The sequence below is a fragment of the Olivibacter sitiensis DSM 17696 genome, from assembly GCF_000427965.1.
Taxonomy (GTDB): Bacteria; Bacteroidota; Bacteroidia; order Sphingobacteriales; family Sphingobacteriaceae; genus Olivibacter; species Olivibacter sitiensis.
Genome location: NZ_ATZA01000016.1, coordinates 26487 through 42597 on the forward strand (window position 1 = coordinate 26487; position 16111 = coordinate 42597).

Annotated in this window: 14 protein-coding genes, 2 tRNA genes and 1 riboswitch; of the genes, 10 read left to right on the top strand and 6 right to left on the bottom strand. The window is 45.3% G+C overall.

Annotated features, from left to right (window positions below):
* Positions 1-46: 46 nt before the first annotated feature.
* The 5 genes from A37S_RS24340 (at position 47) to A37S_RS27085 (ending at position 6590) form a co-directional block, all read left to right on the top strand.
* Positions 47-295, top strand: coding sequence for a hypothetical protein (locus A37S_RS24340; protein ID WP_051292992.1), 249 nt, complete (start codon positions 47-49; stop codon positions 293-295).
* A gap of 243 nt (positions 296-538) precedes the next feature.
* On the top strand, positions 539-1360 hold the full coding sequence (locus A37S_RS0110220) for a hypothetical protein (RefSeq protein WP_169719471.1): 822 nt from the start codon (positions 539-541) through the stop codon (positions 1358-1360).
* A 58-nt stretch (positions 1361-1418) separates the two neighbouring features.
* The gene (locus tag A37S_RS0110225; protein WP_028296896.1) at positions 1419-3716 is read left to right on the top strand and encodes a WG repeat-containing protein; all 2298 of its coding nucleotides are present in this window, start codon (positions 1419-1421) and stop codon (positions 3714-3716) included.
* A gap of 61 nt (positions 3717-3777) precedes the next feature.
* Positions 3778-6276 (top strand): WG repeat-containing protein, encoded by a 2499-nt coding sequence (locus A37S_RS0110230; protein WP_084163851.1) that lies wholly within the window; start codon positions 3778-3780, stop codon positions 6274-6276.
* Between the two features lie 140 nt (positions 6277-6416).
* A complete protein-coding gene (locus A37S_RS27085) occupies positions 6417-6590 on the top strand; it encodes a hypothetical protein (protein WP_157278558.1) in 174 nt (57 codons plus the stop codon).
* Between the two features lie 336 nt (positions 6591-6926).
* Here the strand turns inward: A37S_RS27085 and A37S_RS0110240 are convergent.
* Positions 6927-7013: transfer RNA gene (locus A37S_RS0110240), tRNA-Leu, on the bottom strand.
* A gap of 24 nt (positions 7014-7037) precedes the next feature.
* Positions 7038-7121 (bottom strand) — tRNA-Leu (locus A37S_RS0110245).
* Positions 7122-7318: 197 nt separating this feature from the next.
* Here A37S_RS0110245 and A37S_RS0110250 point away from each other — a divergent pair.
* On the top strand, positions 7319-7951 hold the full coding sequence (locus A37S_RS0110250; RefSeq protein ID WP_028296899.1) for a nitroreductase family protein: 633 nt from the start codon (positions 7319-7321) through the stop codon (positions 7949-7951).
* Between the two features lie 175 nt (positions 7952-8126).
* The gene (locus tag A37S_RS0110255; protein WP_028296900.1) at positions 8127-8540 is read left to right on the top strand and encodes an OsmC family protein; all 414 of its coding nucleotides are present in this window, start codon (positions 8127-8129) and stop codon (positions 8538-8540) included.
* 295 nt (positions 8541-8835) lie between these two features.
* Here A37S_RS0110255 and A37S_RS0110260 read toward each other — a convergent pair whose 3' ends face one another.
* Positions 8836-9345: a YdeI/OmpD-associated family protein gene (locus tag A37S_RS0110260; protein ID WP_028296901.1), complete on the bottom strand. Its 510-nt coding sequence runs from the start codon at positions 9343-9345 to the stop codon at positions 8836-8838.
* A gap of 164 nt (positions 9346-9509) precedes the next feature.
* Here A37S_RS0110260 and A37S_RS0110265 point away from each other — a divergent pair, with 164 nt between their 5' ends.
* On the top strand, positions 9510-10904 hold the full coding sequence (locus A37S_RS0110265) for a mercuric reductase (RefSeq protein ID WP_028296902.1): 1395 nt from the start codon (positions 9510-9512) through the stop codon (positions 10902-10904).
* Positions 10905-11010: 106 nt separating this feature from the next.
* Here the strand turns inward: A37S_RS0110265 and A37S_RS0110270 are convergent, their stop codons facing one another.
* Complete coding sequence (locus A37S_RS0110270; protein ID WP_028296903.1) at positions 11011-12042, bottom strand: N-acetylmuramoyl-L-alanine amidase family protein; 1032 nt, start codon at positions 12040-12042, stop codon at positions 11011-11013.
* Between the two features lie 189 nt (positions 12043-12231).
* Positions 12232-12330, top strand: a riboswitch (TPP riboswitch).
* Positions 12331-12460: 130 nt separating this feature from the next.
* On the opposite strand from A37S_RS0110270, the gene thiD reads away from it, so the two are divergent.
* Both thiD and tenA read left to right on the top strand, forming a co-directional pair.
* Positions 12461-13309, top strand: a complete 849-nt coding sequence (gene thiD, locus A37S_RS0110275) for a bifunctional hydroxymethylpyrimidine kinase/phosphomethylpyrimidine kinase (RefSeq protein ID WP_028296904.1) — start codon at positions 12461-12463, stop codon at positions 13307-13309.
* Positions 13287-13982, top strand: a complete 696-nt coding sequence (tenA, locus tag A37S_RS24345; RefSeq protein WP_051292994.1) for a thiaminase II — start codon at positions 13287-13289, stop codon at positions 13980-13982. The genes thiD and tenA overlap by 23 nt, the downstream gene beginning before the upstream one ends.
* Here the strand turns inward: tenA and A37S_RS0110285 are convergent.
* Together A37S_RS0110285 and A37S_RS0110290 are read right to left on the bottom strand one after the other, a co-directional pair.
* Positions 13935-15032, bottom strand: a complete 1098-nt coding sequence (locus A37S_RS0110285) for a DUF3810 domain-containing protein (protein WP_036602157.1) — start codon at positions 15030-15032, stop codon at positions 13935-13937. The genes tenA and A37S_RS0110285 overlap by 48 nt on opposite strands.
* A 1-nt stretch (position 15033) precedes the next feature.
* Positions 15034-16089: a nucleoid-associated protein gene (locus tag A37S_RS0110290; protein WP_028296906.1), complete on the bottom strand. Its 1056-nt coding sequence runs from the start codon at positions 16087-16089 to the stop codon at positions 15034-15036.
* Between the last annotated feature and the right edge of the window lie 22 nt (positions 16090-16111).

Consider the following 16111-nt stretch of genomic DNA (forward strand, 5'->3'; position numbering starts at 1 on the left):
TCCTATGTGTTAAATTTCCAACAGCTAACTAATAAAAAAGAAGAACATGATACAGCAAACCAATAATAGCTTCACCATAGACGTCATGATACATGGAAAAACGGAAACCTTACAGGTATTTCCCCAGGAAACCTCCGATGGAGTACCCTATTATACGTGCAAGAAGGATGACGAAACCTTAACGGAAATTAGAAGAGGCGTAAAACAAGAATGGGCACAGCTTTGGGGAGAATTGGACAAAGACAGCTACATTCAAATCGGCCAGGCCATAGAGGAGAAGACAGAATTGGGGTAACACAGCAACAATGAACAAAACCTTCCCGAACAAGTTGACCGCCCAATAAGCACCTTTGGCTTCTAGGAGGGGTATGGCTTAAGTTTGGGACACCGCTGTCGATTACATGCAATAACTTCGATATAATATCAAAAATCTGGTAATCCATTCAACCTAATCACTAAACGAAAACCGAAAATCCACGAAAACAGGGATAAGCTCTCTCTTTCGAAACCGTTACCTTTGTTTATAAATACACACGCTATGAGATGCTGTCAGAGCATACCCGCATTATTTCCGGTTAGGAATATGGAGACCATTATTTTTTTTGGATGGCTATACCTGTTCGTTGCTGTGCATCTTCCTGCGAATACGCATGCCGGCATACCGCATCCGACGAAAAACATGTATGTATGGCAAGAAGAAGGAATTGCGGTCTATGCAGAGCCTTCCTTGGCGACTGATTCCGTTGCTCGATTTGGATATGGGGAAGTGATCGAGATCGTAGAAATGCTGGAGGGTAAAAATGTTGGGGTAACGATGTATAAACACAATGAACAGCATTGGATTTCGGACGAATACTTACCTGAATATCGGCAATCCTCGAATTGGGCAAAAGTGAGGATGAAAGGACAATATGGTTATGTCCTGAACACTTATTTGGCGATCATTCCACCACCTGATCTTGCACATGGCGCCGGCTTTATGCTGGAAGATTACCTGAAGAGCTTGTCTCCTGTTGTCTTTGAGAGATCGGAGGGACAGACCGAAGAATTTTGCGCGAAAACTGAACTCAATTTTGAAAATGGCATTCGGTACACCTATATCGATTTTGGCCCGTGCGAACAGTGCGGACATGCTCAGCAAGTCCTTTACCTTCCCCTCTCGAGCAAACATGAAGTTACGATGATGGCTTTGCATTTCTTCCGGCGATATGGTCTTTTTGGGGGAGAAAATACCGTGCTCATCAGAAAAAGTGGTAACGACTTTGAAATGGAAGGCATTATGGAATATGGACAAGTGTTCAACATACGCATTAATGAACACGAAAGTGGTGTGCTATTGATAGAGGACATGTATCTGTAACGCCTTAAAGAAACTGCTATGCAATTAAGATGGTAATTAATCACTAAAGTATTGACAGATGAGGTATATAGCGATCATACTATTGTTTCTACAAGCGACGGTCTGCCTGCCACAGGAGGAACAGAACGTTCAATCCATTGCCTTTGGCGCTCACCTATCGCCCTTGGTGAAGATAAAAAAGGACGGACAAAACTATTATTATCACCTCGATGGCAAGCATTGGATCGATAAGGTGGAAGAGCGTGCGGGAGGCCTTTCTGTTGTGATACAAAACGGATACTATGGCGTGCTGAAAAACGATGGCACCCTGATTGTGCCGTTTGAATATGACCGAATCAAGCTGGAGACCAAATATGAGGGACAATGGCGTGAGGGGATCGATTATACGTACAGAACCATTATTCTTCACAAAGATGGTAAAGTTGGCGTGGCGAACGAAAATGGAAAAATTACTGTTCCCTTACAGTTTCAGGATGCGAAAGCCATCAACGGGAGAGCTGTCGCCATTGCCGAAGGGAAGCTTTGGGGATGGGCCTCTCTGGAAGACGGAGAAATCCTGCATCCGCCCAAGTATGAATACGTCAGGGATTTTGTCTCTGATGATTTTGTCGAAATACGTGACGGAGACAAGGGGGGTGTCGCGAGGACAAACGGTGAGGTGGTCGTTCCCGTAGAATATGACCGTTATATGCGCTATCTGAAAACGGAACACCAGACATTTTTCATCGGATACAAGGAGGAAAAAGCTTTTTTACTGGATACCTCCGGCCATGTTCTGCTTTCCGGGCACGACCAATACACTTCGGCACACCAGCAAAATTTGATTTTTTTCAAGGAAAATAACCGGTATGGACTGTTTGACTTGGCATCGAATCAAGCGTTGATTGCACCTACCTACGAAGCCATAGAAACGTTTACGAGAGGAATTGCAATTGTCAAAAAAGACGGGAAATTCGGAACAATCGACACTCAGGGAGCTCCCCAATTGCCTGCAGAGTTTGACAAGGTCAGCCTACTTTCAGCAAGTGGCGGTTTTAAAACGGGTTCCTCTCCGACTATATTTGCCCCGCCACAGGTGCAAAATGAAAAGGTGACAGAGGAACTAATGAGACGCAGGGAATATGAAGCCGAAATCGAAGAACGTCCTTACCTGATCGAAGTGACCAAAGGTAACTCGACGGGTATTTATAATAATGACCAACAACCCATTGTCCCTTTAGGAAAATATGATCGCGTGAGTCCGCATTATTACAAGGGAAATACTTTATATCTAGTAAGCTCAACTCAAAGGATGGGAATCTTAGACGAGGAGGGCAAGGAAATCCTGCCAGTAAAATATGAACACGACCGCCCCTATAAATTTTCGCGCAAAGCGGTGGACCAGCAATTTGACGTGCGTGACCGGTTTATCTCTTTTATGGCCGGTAAAGGCGATAATTCCTTGGGAGAAAAAATAGGCCTTTTTGACTTAGCGCAGAAGAAGATCATTATTCCCCCTGACGATCAATATATCGATGTGTTGAACGACCGGCTTATCAAGGTAAGAAAAAGGAAGGACTACAAAACCGAAACATCCATTTACGATCTTGAGCTTGGAAAAGAAACACCTCTCGCAGAAGATGTGATCGATGCAATGTTGGTGGGAGATGTTTTTTTGCTGTTGGAGTCAAAAGACCTCTACCAGCTTGCTGATCCGGAGGGCCGTATTATCTACGAAAACACGGATTGGAAAACACGCGGATCGTACCTTTTGGTGCGTTTCCCAAAAATGAACGATCTGCCCCATGGACACTTCTACCACGGCTTGAAAAAAATCTATGCCACCGAAGGAAATCTTTTTATCGATGAAACAGGCAAAGAAATACGCTTTGAGGGTTTCGATCAGGTGGATGATTTTTACGAAGGCTTTGCCATCGGCGCCAAAGAAGTAGACGACCCACAAAGTTCGAGACCCAGATACATTTATGGTATGATCGACCGACAAGGGAAAACGGTGTTGCCTTTTGAATTTGATCTGGTGGAAAGAACTGGCGGACAAGATGATCTTTTGCAATTCCGGAAAGGGGATTTGACGGGATTGTTCCGCCGAGATGGAAGTGCGGTATTGGATGCCCAATACAATTACATTTCGTACAGCGAAGACTATCCCTACATCACGATCCAACAAGGAGGAAAGTATGGGTTGGCAGATAAGTCCGGCATCATCAAGGTCGAACCGATTTACGACAGGATCGATAGAAATTTTGAGGGAAAAGAGAAGACTTGGCCGATCATCGCTAAGGAAGGAGAATGGTACTATTTCGTAGGTGAAGATGGAAAAAGATATCCGATGAAGGCAAAGGAGAAGCATTATTAGGAATGGTACTGAGGCAATAGTTTTCGGGTTTCGGACAGCACCAATAAAGACTAATAGAAAGATGACAAAGTTTATAATTTATTTTTTGACCCTATCGTGCCTTTCCTTGACAGCGGTCGCACAGATTGCGGTCTCTCCTTATAGGGACGATCAGATCAGCCTTTCTCCTTTTGAAAATGGGGTAGCCAAGGTCGTGGAGAATGGCACGGTATATTATATCAATACAGAGGGCAAGAGATTTGAGGTGCTTGCTGGAGGTCGAAGTAGTCTCGGAGATAAGCATACTATTGGAGACTACAAAAATGAACTGGAGCAAAACCCTCAGCTGTTGCCCAAATCGGTTCTGCAATACCGCACCGAGAAAGGTTTCGGTATGCTCTCTCCGACAGCCGAAGTGCTGTTGGACGCCGGGTATGACTACATCGATACACAGAACCGTAATTTTTGGAAACTGTCAAAAAGCGGGAAAGTGAGTTATCTGTTGCCCGACAGGACCGTTTTACCCTTTTTTGAAGAGATCGGTTATCTGGATGGCGAATACTTTGACGTGAAGCAGGAAGGAAAATGGCATCTCTACAACAAAAACCAACAGAAGATCACCACGACAGAGGCCTATGATGGCTTCGATTACTGTGGGGGATGTGCCATGCGCTCGTCCTATCTGTACGCACAGAGAAACGGGAAATGGGGCATCATCGATTGGGATGGAAAAGTACTCGTTCCCTTTCAATATGAACACGCCCACCACCAGATGCGCAATGATCATTGGGTCGCTTCGTTTTCCAAGGATGGAAAGCCCGTCATTGTCCATATCCCTACACAAAAAGAATTTTTCCATGGTACGCTAATGGAGGGTGTATTGGTCACGAAAGAAAATGACAAATACGGGGCTTTTGGGGCAGAAGGAAACCTAACAATCCCATTTGAGTATGACCTGATTGAATTGCCAAACGACAATTCGTATTTAGGCTACTATGGCCAATACTTCATCACGACCAAGGCGGACAAAAAAGGCGTGACCGATCGGGAGGGACGTACCATTATTCCCAATGCCTATGAACACATCATGGTGTATGACAACTATTTTGTTGGAAAGAGAAACAATGTGTCCTATCTGTTGAACGAAAAGCAGGATGTTCTGCTGGAACTGGAAAATGCGGACATATCACATATAAACGATTATTTCTACTCCTCCGGTAGCGATGGACTGGCTATTTTCAAGGTCAAAAATCGGGGCTATTATGGCCTGTATTTTGCCGAAACTGACACGTACATTGAACCGGCATTCTACACGGTTTATGTCACCCAGTCCCAGAACAATAAACAAGAAGCACGCAAAACAATACAGACGGATAGAAATGGGCTGATATCGGCTTTTGACCTAAGTGGAAACCTGTTGCTGGAAGATTGTGGCAAGGTGTCGTATTCTTACGGATTGCCGGATAATTTTATAGTTTTCACCAAAAATGATCAGGCAGGGATTTTTGACCTTGACCAGCGTAGGGAAATCGTTCCGCCTCTCTATACCCATCTCGATGTCTTTCCGATCGGAGGCGAAAAAGCCATCAAAGCTAACCTATTTTCTGAGGCACATGCCCCTTATTCCGGAGCGCTTTCGTACCACCTTTACGATATGCAAGGGAAAAAGTTGATTGATGCCGATATAGCGCAAATAGATAGCGTAACGTCTGATGTATTATTGCTGAAGATAAAAGATGGGGGGTACCTCCTGTGGGATCACAGAAAACGGTCATCGCAAAAATTGGCCTACAAGGCGGTATATCCCGTGCAATCTCCACATCTTTTGCTGGTGGCCGACAACGAGGATATGGGGAAGCTTTATGATATCCGAACACAAAAAGAACTTCAGGGAAGTTATAACCTTTCGTGGATCAAAAGCGGGTATTTGCCCGAAAATCCAAATGGCGAACCCACATTGTTTCGTTTCAAGGAGGGTATGGCACTCATATATAACAAAAACGGGTATGGTTATATCAACGACAATGGAAAGCAGGTTGTGAAACCACAGTACGACTGGGCCTTTGATTTTGTCGGGGACGTGGCCATGGTCTGTAGATCTGAGGATGGCGACAGGAATACTTACCTTTTTAAAATGAGCTATATAGACAAGCAGGGCAAGCCTGTTTTTCCGATGGAATTTGATTTTGACAATCTGGATCTGAACCATGAAGATTCTTTTTTTGTGGGCGAAACAGTGAAACTTACCAAGCGCAAAGGTCGAGGTTATCTATATGGTTTGGGTAATGTGAAAAGTGGCCAAATCCTACTGCCCATTGACTACGAGCAGATGCGGACAATTCAGAACGGGAAATGGTTGCTTCTCGAACAAAAGAGAAAATATGGTATCGCAGATTCTCAAGGCAATATCGTTGTTCCGGTGGAGTATGACCATATCATATTCCGCACATCCGTGTACTACAATTGGACGTCTGAGGAAAGCATCTTTCCACTATTGGTCTCCCAAGACGGGAAATGGCGCTATCTCAACGAAGATGGAACTTATCTGCCTGTAGTGGGCAATTATGCTTCGGAGTATTGAGAAGGGCAGGGACTATCCAAAAAGTCCATAAAGCTATAAAATTCTCATTTCGATCCCGAGAAATCAGGCATATACGAGTCTGGCTCATAGCGCAAAAAGCCTGCAAAGGAGACGTCAGTCCTGCTGAAGTACAGGTCATTATGGTAAACAAGGAAAACAAAACATACCGCTTGGAAGCCGAGCAATTGCTTGTTTTTCCAGATAAAAGCACGGACGGCGGTGCGTACGACCTGAAAGATTTTAAGCATTTGTCAAAAGCATACCAAGATTACGCCATTGAATATTTGATGAAAAACGATCGTTTTGAATATTAAGGATGGGTTTGTGAGACCTGGGAAGCATTCTAGCACCAGCGATTGCCCCAACGACATCGTTCGAACGAGATACCTAATTAACAACGAGTTGCATGAAAATAAAAATGGACAAAACGGAAATTCATCCATTTTGTCCACTTAGGTGCGCGAGAGCAGATTGGCTGCGTCCCGCTTCCCCATGCGCAAGGCCGCAGCCAGCTGTGGTGGGGTGGCTACAGCATCATGGAGGCAAGCCACTGCGTGGCGTTGCTTTTGTTATTTTCGGTTGAGCTCAAACACGCTTGGCTCACCCTAAAACAACAAAAGCCTTTGCTTTCGCAAAGGCCTCCATTATGCTGGTGCGCGAGAGCAGATTCGAACTGCCACACCCAAACGGGCGCCACCCCCTCAAAGTGGTGCGTCTACCAATTTCGCCACTCGCGCAGGGTTTGCAAGTTTCCGGCTCTGTGCCCGAGGAGAGACTCGAACTCTCAAGGGACAATTCCCAACGGCTTCTGAGACCGCAACGTTTACCAATTTCGCCACCCGGGCATGGAAACTTCGCCGAAAACTTGCGGGTACAAATATGCAAATAATGTTCAAATACCAAACAGGTATTTTTTAATTTTTCATCCTTTTGTCAGCTGCCCCCTCCTGCATCATCCAATTGTCGTTTGTATAGTCCATAGCTAGGTTTATTTAATTTTTTTTTCAGATTTGTTTTATTAAATGTTCAAACAGCAAAAAATATGGAATTGATAGATGCCCTGAAATGGCGTTATGCCACCAAGAAAATGAATGGAAAGAAGATCTCGGACCAAGACCTGAACACCATTGTTGAGGCGGCTCACCTTGCCCCTTCTTCTTCTGGATTACAACCTTTTGAAATTTTTGTCATTACCGATCGCGACCTCTTGGCCAAGATACAACCTATTGCCAGTGGGCAAAGCCAGATTACAGACTGTTCCGCGCTGCTGGTATTTGCTGCGTGGGACAACTATAGCGAGGAAAAAATAAAAAGCATATTTGACTACACGCTATCAGAACGTGGCCTGCCAGCGGATGCAATGGATGCCTACAGGGAGAGATTGTGGGCCGCCTATGGCAGCAGGGATGCGGAAAAAAACTTTGAACATGCTGCCCGCCAAGCTTACATTGCCTTCGGTATAGCCATTGCCGCGGCCGCCGAGCTAAAGATAGACAGTACACCCATGGAAGGTTTCGATAATGAAAAGCTGGATCAGCTGCTCGATCTTCCTGCAAAGGGACTGAAAAGTGTTACCTTGCTCCCTTTGGGATATCGGGACGAAGAGAATGATTGGCTCGTAAACCTAAAAAAGGTAAGGAGGCCAAAAGAAAGCTATATCCATTATCTTTCATAGTTGAAATCGGCATTATCCCATCAGGGAAAACTGAGTGATAAGTTTTGAGTGATAAGTTCTAAAATTTCTGGTCTAGCTAGAGATTTGCGGATTTATCACCTACAACTCACTTTTTCAAACTTATCTGGTTTTCCCTTGTTCTTATAACATAGAAAACAAGGAAATATCAAATACTATGAAAAGAAATGCAACTGCCGTTTGGCAAGGATCGGGAAAAGAGGGAAAAGGGACATTAAGCACGCAAAGTGGTGTTTTGAAAGAAACACAATACTCTTACAAGTCACGTTTTGAAGATGGTATAGGAACCAATCCCGAAGAATTGATAGGCGCCGCACATGCCGGTTGTTTCACCATGAAGCTCACTTTCAATATAGATGCAGCAGGCTACACGGCCGAGAAACTGGAAACCAAGGCCGATGTGACCTTGGCCGATGGCACCATTTCCGAATCGCACCTTACCCTTAAGGCCGTGGTGCCCGGTATCCCAAAGGAAAAGTTCGATGAACTGGTTTCCGATGCCGAAAAAAATTGCCCCGTTTCCAAGCTATTGAGCGCTACCATCACGGTAGATGCGACACTGGAAAACTAACTAAAATGTACTGATTCGAACAGTTTCTTGTTCGAATCAGTACATTTTCAATCTACCACATCCCGATTATGCCCCCCTAACGAACCTTTTCCGATTGGCAAACTTGTTGTTGCCATTTATGTAATGTCATCATAATGGGCTGAAAATCGTCCGCAACAAATACAAGTAATTATGTCTCAAGCTATCCGGGCAGCATCGTCTAACCCTATTGAGTCTTTACGCGATGAATAAACCTCGTAACGGTCGAGATCCCAAAGAAATTTGGCACAGAACCACCATACGACTAAAGTTAGTTCTAAGCCTTCTTTCTATTCTCCCTGATCATGGTACCGTAGTCCCATTGTTTCTCCATGGCGTCTACCGTCATGGCAATGCGCTTGCTGCGGGTTCCCATGGTCTTGGCCTCGTTGATCCATTTGATGAAATAATGACGGTGAGAAGGAGCCAATTTCATGAATTGATCTGCCGCTCCTTCGGCATCCAGTAGGCACAATTGCAAGTCATCTGGAATCACCACCTTGAAATCTTTATCTTCTTCCATTCCTACCGTCAATATATCCCCTTCCTCCTTACCCAATTTCTTACGGATTTCCTGTTTTAGTGCCAAAATAAATTTCCCATTGCCCATAGGCGTGAGCGATAGGCCTGTAAAAAGAATTCCGTCCAAAGTAGCCCTCACCCGAAAACTTTGACGGTAACCGGGTTTTAGTTGTTCGCTCATTGCTATGGGAACCTCAATATAAGACCAGCCCGTCTTCTCCCCATTCTGGGCGAACTTATAAATCTCTGCCGTAAAACTTACCATAATGATCCTTATACCTCACCTTCTAAAACTTCATCGCCTACCCTTTGCATGATAATAGCCGAACAAAATAGCAATATACCCACAAATGAACAATACCTATACCTACTTGTTTAAACAGAAACGGAACAGATTCCCTTTTCATTTTTTTACTTTTAAATTTTCGAATGCAACAATACGACGTCATTATCATTGGATCTGGACAGGCAGGCAATCCTTTGGCCATGAAGATGGCAAAAGCCGGGAGAAAAGTGGCCCTGATAGAAAAAAGAGCTTTAGGCGGCCGCTGCGTCAACGATGGTTGCATCCCCACCAAGGCCATGATCTCGTCGGCAAAAATTGCCTACCTCAGCAAAACATCGGCCACAGTGGGAATACACAACAAGGAAACAGTGATAGACATGCCCGCTATCAAACAGCGGAAAGATACCATCGTGGAGCGTTTCAATAAAGGCACCAAAAGAAACCTAGCCCGTTACAAGGACAAACTGGACATCATCATGGGCGAGGCAACTTTCACGGGAAAGAAAGAGCTGTCTGTTGCGATGAACGATACAGGAGAAACGATTTTCCTAAAGGCAGAACTGATTTTTATCAATACGGGAACTAAGCCTCTTGTGCCCGATATTCCCGGACTTGCCACAAGCACTTATCTCACCGCTACTACTCTATTGGAACTGGAAGAGGTGCCCAAAAGACTCTTGATAATAGGTGCCGGCTACATTGCCCTGGAATTGGGACAGCTCTTTGCCAGACTTGGAAGCGATGTTCATATCCTTGAGGCATCCCCAGATTTTCTCGACAGGGAAGATCGTGATGTGGCCAATTGCCTGTTGAACATCATGACACAGGAGGGATTGCATATACAAACAGGCGTACACATCGAAAAGGTGACACAAAAAGAAAAAGAATCCATTACCCTAAGCTACCGAAAAGAAAAAGACAAGCGGACACACACCATCACGGGCACCCATTTGCTGGTTGCTGCCGGAAGAGTACCGCAAACCGCCTCGCTCAAGCCTGCTGCCAGTGGCATCAAGCTAGACGGCAAAGGGTACATCAAGGTCAACAACAGGCTGGAAACCAATGTCAAGGGAATATATGCATTAGGCGATGTACATGGCGGCAAGCAGTTTACCCATTTGGCTTACAACGACTTCGCCATCGTCTATCGTAATCTAATCGAAGGCAAGCGTTTATCGAAAAGAAACCGACTGGAACCTTATTGCGTCTATACCGATCCGCAAATGGCCCAAATTGGTTTGAGCGAAGATGAGGCTATTGCCAAGGGCATTCCCGTAGATATCGCCAAACTTCCCATGAAGATTGCCGCCAGGGGCATCACCACGGGGGCTACGCAGGGCATGATGAAAGCCTTAGTGGATCCCAAGAGCAAGAAAATATTGGGTGCATGCATCATCGCAGCCGAGGCAGGTGAACTGATATCGGTGATACAAATGGCTATGCAAGGAGGGCTTACGGCAGAGGACATCCGGTGGAGCATCTTTGTGCACCCCTCCTATGCAGAAACCTTCGTGACGCTTTTCAATGATGTGCTGTGATACCGATTAACACAGCTATTGCCAACCCTCAGACCATCCGTCTACCAGCATAAGGTGTAAAGTAGCATGCCTCCCAATCTAACAAACGAAATGGTAGATAAAAGAACTAGTTGTCGATAAAACCCAGAGTATAATATTCCCTTGCCCGTAAGGCCTCTTCATTGGCTTCGTCGTCACGTCCTAACTTACGCATTAAGATAGCCCGGTTTTTGTGGCACACCCTGGCCACATACGAATCTGGAAATGAGCGGGCAGAGCGCGTAAAACTTTCGTATGCTTTCTGCCATGTCAGGGAATCCGTACCGTTCATTAACCTTAGTCCCTCTTGATAGTCCTTGTACCAAGTCTTCGCCATTGGACTCATCCTATCTGCTTCCTGAAGTCCCCGGAACGGCGATAAGCTGTCGACCAAACTGTTTTTATCTCGAATCGGAGCCATTGTTTCCTTGGTGAAAAATTCTGTCAATGCTTCTAGATAGGCCTCCGCTTCCCGACGATTGTAAACGGTATCTTTCAGCCGCTGCTCTTCCGTTGGGTTTGAAAAGAAAGAAGCCTCTGCAAGCACGGCAGGTATGCCATATGTACCTCGCAATACAGCTGCGCCCGAACCTGCGAAAATAGTCTGATCGGATACCAAACTAACAGGTACTTCGCCTATGTAGATATGCTTTAAAAAAGCTTTAGACAGGGCCTTCCCTAACGCCACACCAGCCTCATTTTCGCTCACATGACCGTGAAAATAAATAATTGGAAAGTTAACACTGGAATCGGCAGTTGCGTTATGGTGGATGGACAAAAACACATCAGCCTGATTGTCCCTAGCCAATTCGGCTCTCTTTGCTAATGGTATAAATTCGTCTTCGTTTCGTGTCATTATCACCTTAGCGCCTCTGGCCTCCAGCATATCCCGCAAGTAGCCCGCAACCCTGAGGTTGATCCACTCCTCTCTTTCCCCGCTTGGACCTTTGCGGTAACTATCGGTAGCCGCTGTGCCGCCATGTCCGGCATCGACACATATAACCTTGCTCCATAAGGGGTGTTGCTGGGCCTGGGCAAATCCACTGCTTGTTACCACCAAGAAACTACCTATAAGATACCGCAATAAATACATATATTTATCGTCAATAGATGCTTTCATCTTCGAATTAATCAAGTCGACTGTTTTTTTGCACACAAAATAAGACAAAAAAACCTACCTATCAAGAGCACCTCCCGTCGCCATTCTCGACGGTGGCACCCGATATCCTTCCGAAAAAGGAAATATACCGGGCTTGGCGCAGGTTTGCATTAAAGCTCTTTTTTTGATTTTTATTTCCCTACCTTTACTTCCAAGCTTTAGGGGTGCCCGTACTTATGCGCGGGCTGAGATAGACCCTTATTACCTGATCCGGATTATGCCGGCGTAGGGAAAAGTCACCATCCGCAAAGATACCCCCTGAAGCTCGATTTAACATTATTTAAATACGCTGTTGACAAACAACATCAATACGCTTCTTACCAAAGGTGTTCGCTTAACCATTGCTAGCTATGGAAAGGAGCTATAACTTATTTCTAATATGATAGCAAAACAATATAGGTATCCAGTAGTACTTTGTATCGCGGGTTCTGACAGTGGCGGTGGAGCAGGTATTCAGGCAGATGTGAAAACTATCTCCGCCCTGGGCTGCTATGCAACTACTGCCATCACGGCGGTAACGGTACAGAATACCCAGGGAGTAAAAGATATCCACAGCATCCCCATAAACACCGTTATAGGACAAATAGATGCCGTAATGGAAGATATAAGGCCAGATGCGATCAAGATAGGCATGCTGGATCGAAAGGACTTGATTGCGGCGATTGCCGACAAGTTAAAAGCCTATCCCAATATTCCCCTGGTGCTGGATCCCGTTATGGTAGCCACTAGTGGCGATCGGCTTACAAGCGACAATACGGTCGATGTGCTGAAGGAAAGACTCTGCCCACTGAGCATGATAATAACTCCGAACCTGAACGAAGCGGCCATTTTTTTCGGCAAAAGGATCAATGACTTGCCAACTATGAAAATAGCTTGTGCGGATTTACTAAAGCACGGCGCCGCTTCCGTGCTGATCAAAGGGGGCCACCTAGAAGGCGAGGAGCTATTCAACGTATTCCACACAGCAAATGGAGAGCAAAGGATGTTTTCCTCCACACGCATAAACACTAACAATACACACGGTACCGGATGCTCACTTTCGTCGGCCATAGCGGCTTTTTTGGCGCTGGGCCATCCATTGCATGAGGCCGTGTCTAATGCTGCAACTTATATCCATGAAGCCATCTCTGCCGGTGCCGATGTACGCACCGGTACAGGCAATGGCCCTATCAATCATTTCCATCAACCCGAAAAATTGAAGAAATATGTCTTGGACACAGAGAAATAGAGTACTTGCCGAACCTGTTTACCAGAAAATACTGAAGTTACCCTTTATCAAGGAATTGATAGCAGGAACATTGAGCGGAGAACGCTTTGCTTTTTATATCAAGCAAGATGCCTATTATCTGCTCTATTTTGGCAAAGCCTTATCGGTCATTGCCGCTCGCTTGCCGAAGCAAGAGCATGCCCTGCAATTTTTGCGTTTTGCCGAAGGAGCAATTGAGGTAGAAAGGGCATTGCATGCTGGTTATATACAGCAATTGGCAATCTCACCTACCATTGAGCTTTCGCCAAGCGCCGATTACTACACTGCTTTCTTGATGCAACAAGTGTATTCCGAACCACTGGAAGTCGCCATAGCCGCCATATTGCCTTGTTTCTGGATATACAAGGAGGTAGGCAACTACGTATATGCGCATGCCGAGCTGGAAGGACATCCATTTAGGGAATGGATAGCAACGTACGCCAGTGAGGATTTTGGTCAATCTGTAGCGAAAGCTTTGCACATAGCCAATGAATTAGCATTGGAAACTACCGACAATGTAAGGGCACAAATGACCGCATCTTACATTAAGGCATGCCAGCTGGAATGGCTGTTTTGGGACAGTGCCTATCGCTTGGAACAATGGGACCTAGGTGTGTGCCAAAATGGTCTTTTCGTACCAGCTCAAAAGCAATAGCACCATCGCATTGTAACGCGCAAGTCCCTCGGGTTGGTTATTCACCTGCAGGTATCCGTTATAGAAGTAGGAGCTGACTCGATTTACCATCCCTTGGTATCTTTCCCAGTAAGCCTGCTCGGCACGCATATCATTTCTCACCGCAGGTGACAGGCGATCCAAAAGCCTTTGATAAGCTACCGTGTCTTGTCCATAAATGGCTCCCAATACAGGCCAAAGGGATGAATAATATGCCGAGTATTGGAACAGCTTATCCTTACTCCGTACCGACAAGAGGAATGCCAAAAAATTGGCCTCATCCTCAAACCCGACACCAGACTGATGACTCAATTCATGGCAGCTTGTAAACGGAAGCCCTACCAGAGGCACGTCGCCATTCACTTGCACCTCTTGCGTAAATGGATTGAAATAGCCAGACACGAGCATTAGGCTGGTGAAGCCATTGCTCATTGGCTCTTTGATTTTGGGAGCATATACAAACAGGGCTTCATCAACTTCTTGCAGAGCCATTAGGCGTTCGGCCTCTGCATAGATACTCGACTTGTCCACGGAAAAAGAAACACTATCCAGAGCAGCGCGTTGCTCATTGGCCCTATCCACTAACCATTCTGCCAAAGAGGGCAAAAGGTGGGCTTTAGGCGCTGTGTAGTCCAATCGCCGTGCCATCGGAAGGCGGAAGTAATTGGTACCCCAAAAAAGGTAAAAGGCTGTAAGCAATCCAAAAGACACGTTCAAAGCCCGAAGGAACCACATGATGGCCTCCAGGGGTCTTTTCCTAACAAATGATCGAATGACGAAAAATGCGAATAATACCGCTACGAGTATCAACAGTAAATAAAAACAATCGCCCACGCTAAAAGGCACCGAACGCCAAAGCCATTGCCCCCCAGTAGCAAAGAAAGGGAATAGTTTCCGTCCATAATAATGTTCTACCCTATCGGCATCATTGGTGAACCAGCAGAAAAACAGATAGAGCAATGCGAAAAGCCCCATGAATAACCATTCCCGCTTCATGGGAGAACGCCATACGCTTTTAACCCCATTCATCATGCTAGCTTTCCTTTTCGAAATATAGCTTGTAGTAATTCATCTGACGGTCTTCATCAAAGCCCTTCTCCAAGTATTCCCGCTTTCCATGAACATACACGTGAAAGTTCCTGTCCAGTTTAAGTACGGACTTGAAGTTTTTGTTTTGCTGTTTCACCGCCTGTTCAGATATGTCGAACTGTTCGGGTATAGCAGTATCAAAATCTTCCTCAAAGGAATGCTTATATGATTTGAAAAGCTCCGTAGCCTGAGGATTCCCTAATACCTCCTCGGCAAATTCGTCCAGATCGAACTGTTCCTTCTCCTTAAAGTAGCCCACCGACCTATTGAGCAGATCTATTTTGTCTGCACGTTCCATGTCAAAACTTTCATCCAGCTTCTCGGTCACGAACTTTTTGCACAACTGAAGCACGTTGCCAGTCTGATGATAATTGTCATTTCGCACCTTCACCTGCAGGAAATCATCTTTCCAGTAAACCGCTTCTTGCTGCCTATTGGTTTGGTCTATGGCCAACACCTTAAAGCCCTCCTCCCTTTCGGTATTCAGGATAAGGCAACCCTTATCAAGCTTATGGATATTAATGGCCTGCTCCTCATAGTCTACGCGAAAAGCTCCCTGCTCCGGATAGACCTTTAGGTATGTTTCCTTATTTTCCGATTTGAACACCCCTATTGCATCCAACACTTCACCTTCCAGCTGTACATTATTGAAAAACACCACATAAACCTCCCCCGCTTTAATCTTTGGATGATTGGATGCTTCGTGCAAATGCTTGGTTACCCGCTCGCTCATCTCATGGAACTTTAAGTCACCCTTAAAATAAGCAGACGCAAAGCTATGAAGTTCATTTAGTTGAAGATCTTCACTGCTATGGTAAAAGCGGTATACTTCATTCACCTTTTCAAATGGAGAAAGAAAATACTGCATCAACAGCTTGGACAAAAGCTCGTCATTTATTTGAATGGGAGCTTCCGACAAGATATAGTGTTCATCCTGCAATTTATTGCCCACTCGATGTATGGATAGCTGGGCGATAAAAGCCTCGAAAAAAGTTAGCATAACAGATTGATAATCAATTAAT

Bases quoted from the DNA above. Each gene is read 5' to 3' on its own strand.
- A37S_RS24340 (WP_051292992.1), top strand. From the start codon at position 47: ATGATACAGCAAACCAATAATAGCTTCACCATAGACGTCATGATACAT.
- A37S_RS0110220 (WP_169719471.1), top strand. From the start codon at position 539: ATGAGATGCTGTCAGAGCATACCCGCATTATTTCCGGTTAGGAATATG.
- A37S_RS0110225 (WP_028296896.1), top strand. From the start codon at position 1,419: ATGAGGTATATAGCGATCATACTATTGTTTCTACAAGCGACGGTCTGC.
- A37S_RS0110230 (WP_084163851.1), top strand. From the start codon at position 3,778: ATGACAAAGTTTATAATTTATTTTTTGACCCTATCGTGCCTTTCCTTG.
- A37S_RS27085 (WP_157278558.1), top strand. From the start codon at position 6,417: ATGGTAAACAAGGAAAACAAAACATACCGCTTGGAAGCCGAGCAATTG.
- A37S_RS0110250 (WP_028296899.1), top strand. From the start codon at position 7,319: ATGGAATTGATAGATGCCCTGAAATGGCGTTATGCCACCAAGAAAATG.
- A37S_RS0110255 (WP_028296900.1), top strand. From the start codon at position 8,127: ATGAAAAGAAATGCAACTGCCGTTTGGCAAGGATCGGGAAAAGAGGGA.
- A37S_RS0110260 (WP_028296901.1), bottom strand. From the start codon at position 9,345: ATGGTAAGTTTTACGGCAGAGATTTATAAGTTCGCCCAGAATGGGGAG.
- A37S_RS0110265 (WP_028296902.1), top strand. From the start codon at position 9,510: ATGCAACAATACGACGTCATTATCATTGGATCTGGACAGGCAGGCAAT.
- A37S_RS0110270 (WP_028296903.1), bottom strand. From the start codon at position 12,042: ATGAAAGCATCTATTGACGATAAATATATGTATTTATTGCGGTATCTT.
- thiD (WP_028296904.1), top strand. From the start codon at position 12,461: ATGATAGCAAAACAATATAGGTATCCAGTAGTACTTTGTATCGCGGGT.
- tenA (WP_051292994.1), top strand. From the start codon at position 13,287: ATGTCTTGGACACAGAGAAATAGAGTACTTGCCGAACCTGTTTACCAG.
- A37S_RS0110285 (WP_036602157.1), bottom strand. From the start codon at position 15,032: ATGATGAATGGGGTTAAAAGCGTATGGCGTTCTCCCATGAAGCGGGAA.
- A37S_RS0110290 (WP_028296906.1), bottom strand. From the start codon at position 16,089: ATGCTAACTTTTTTCGAGGCTTTTATCGCCCAGCTATCCATACATCGA.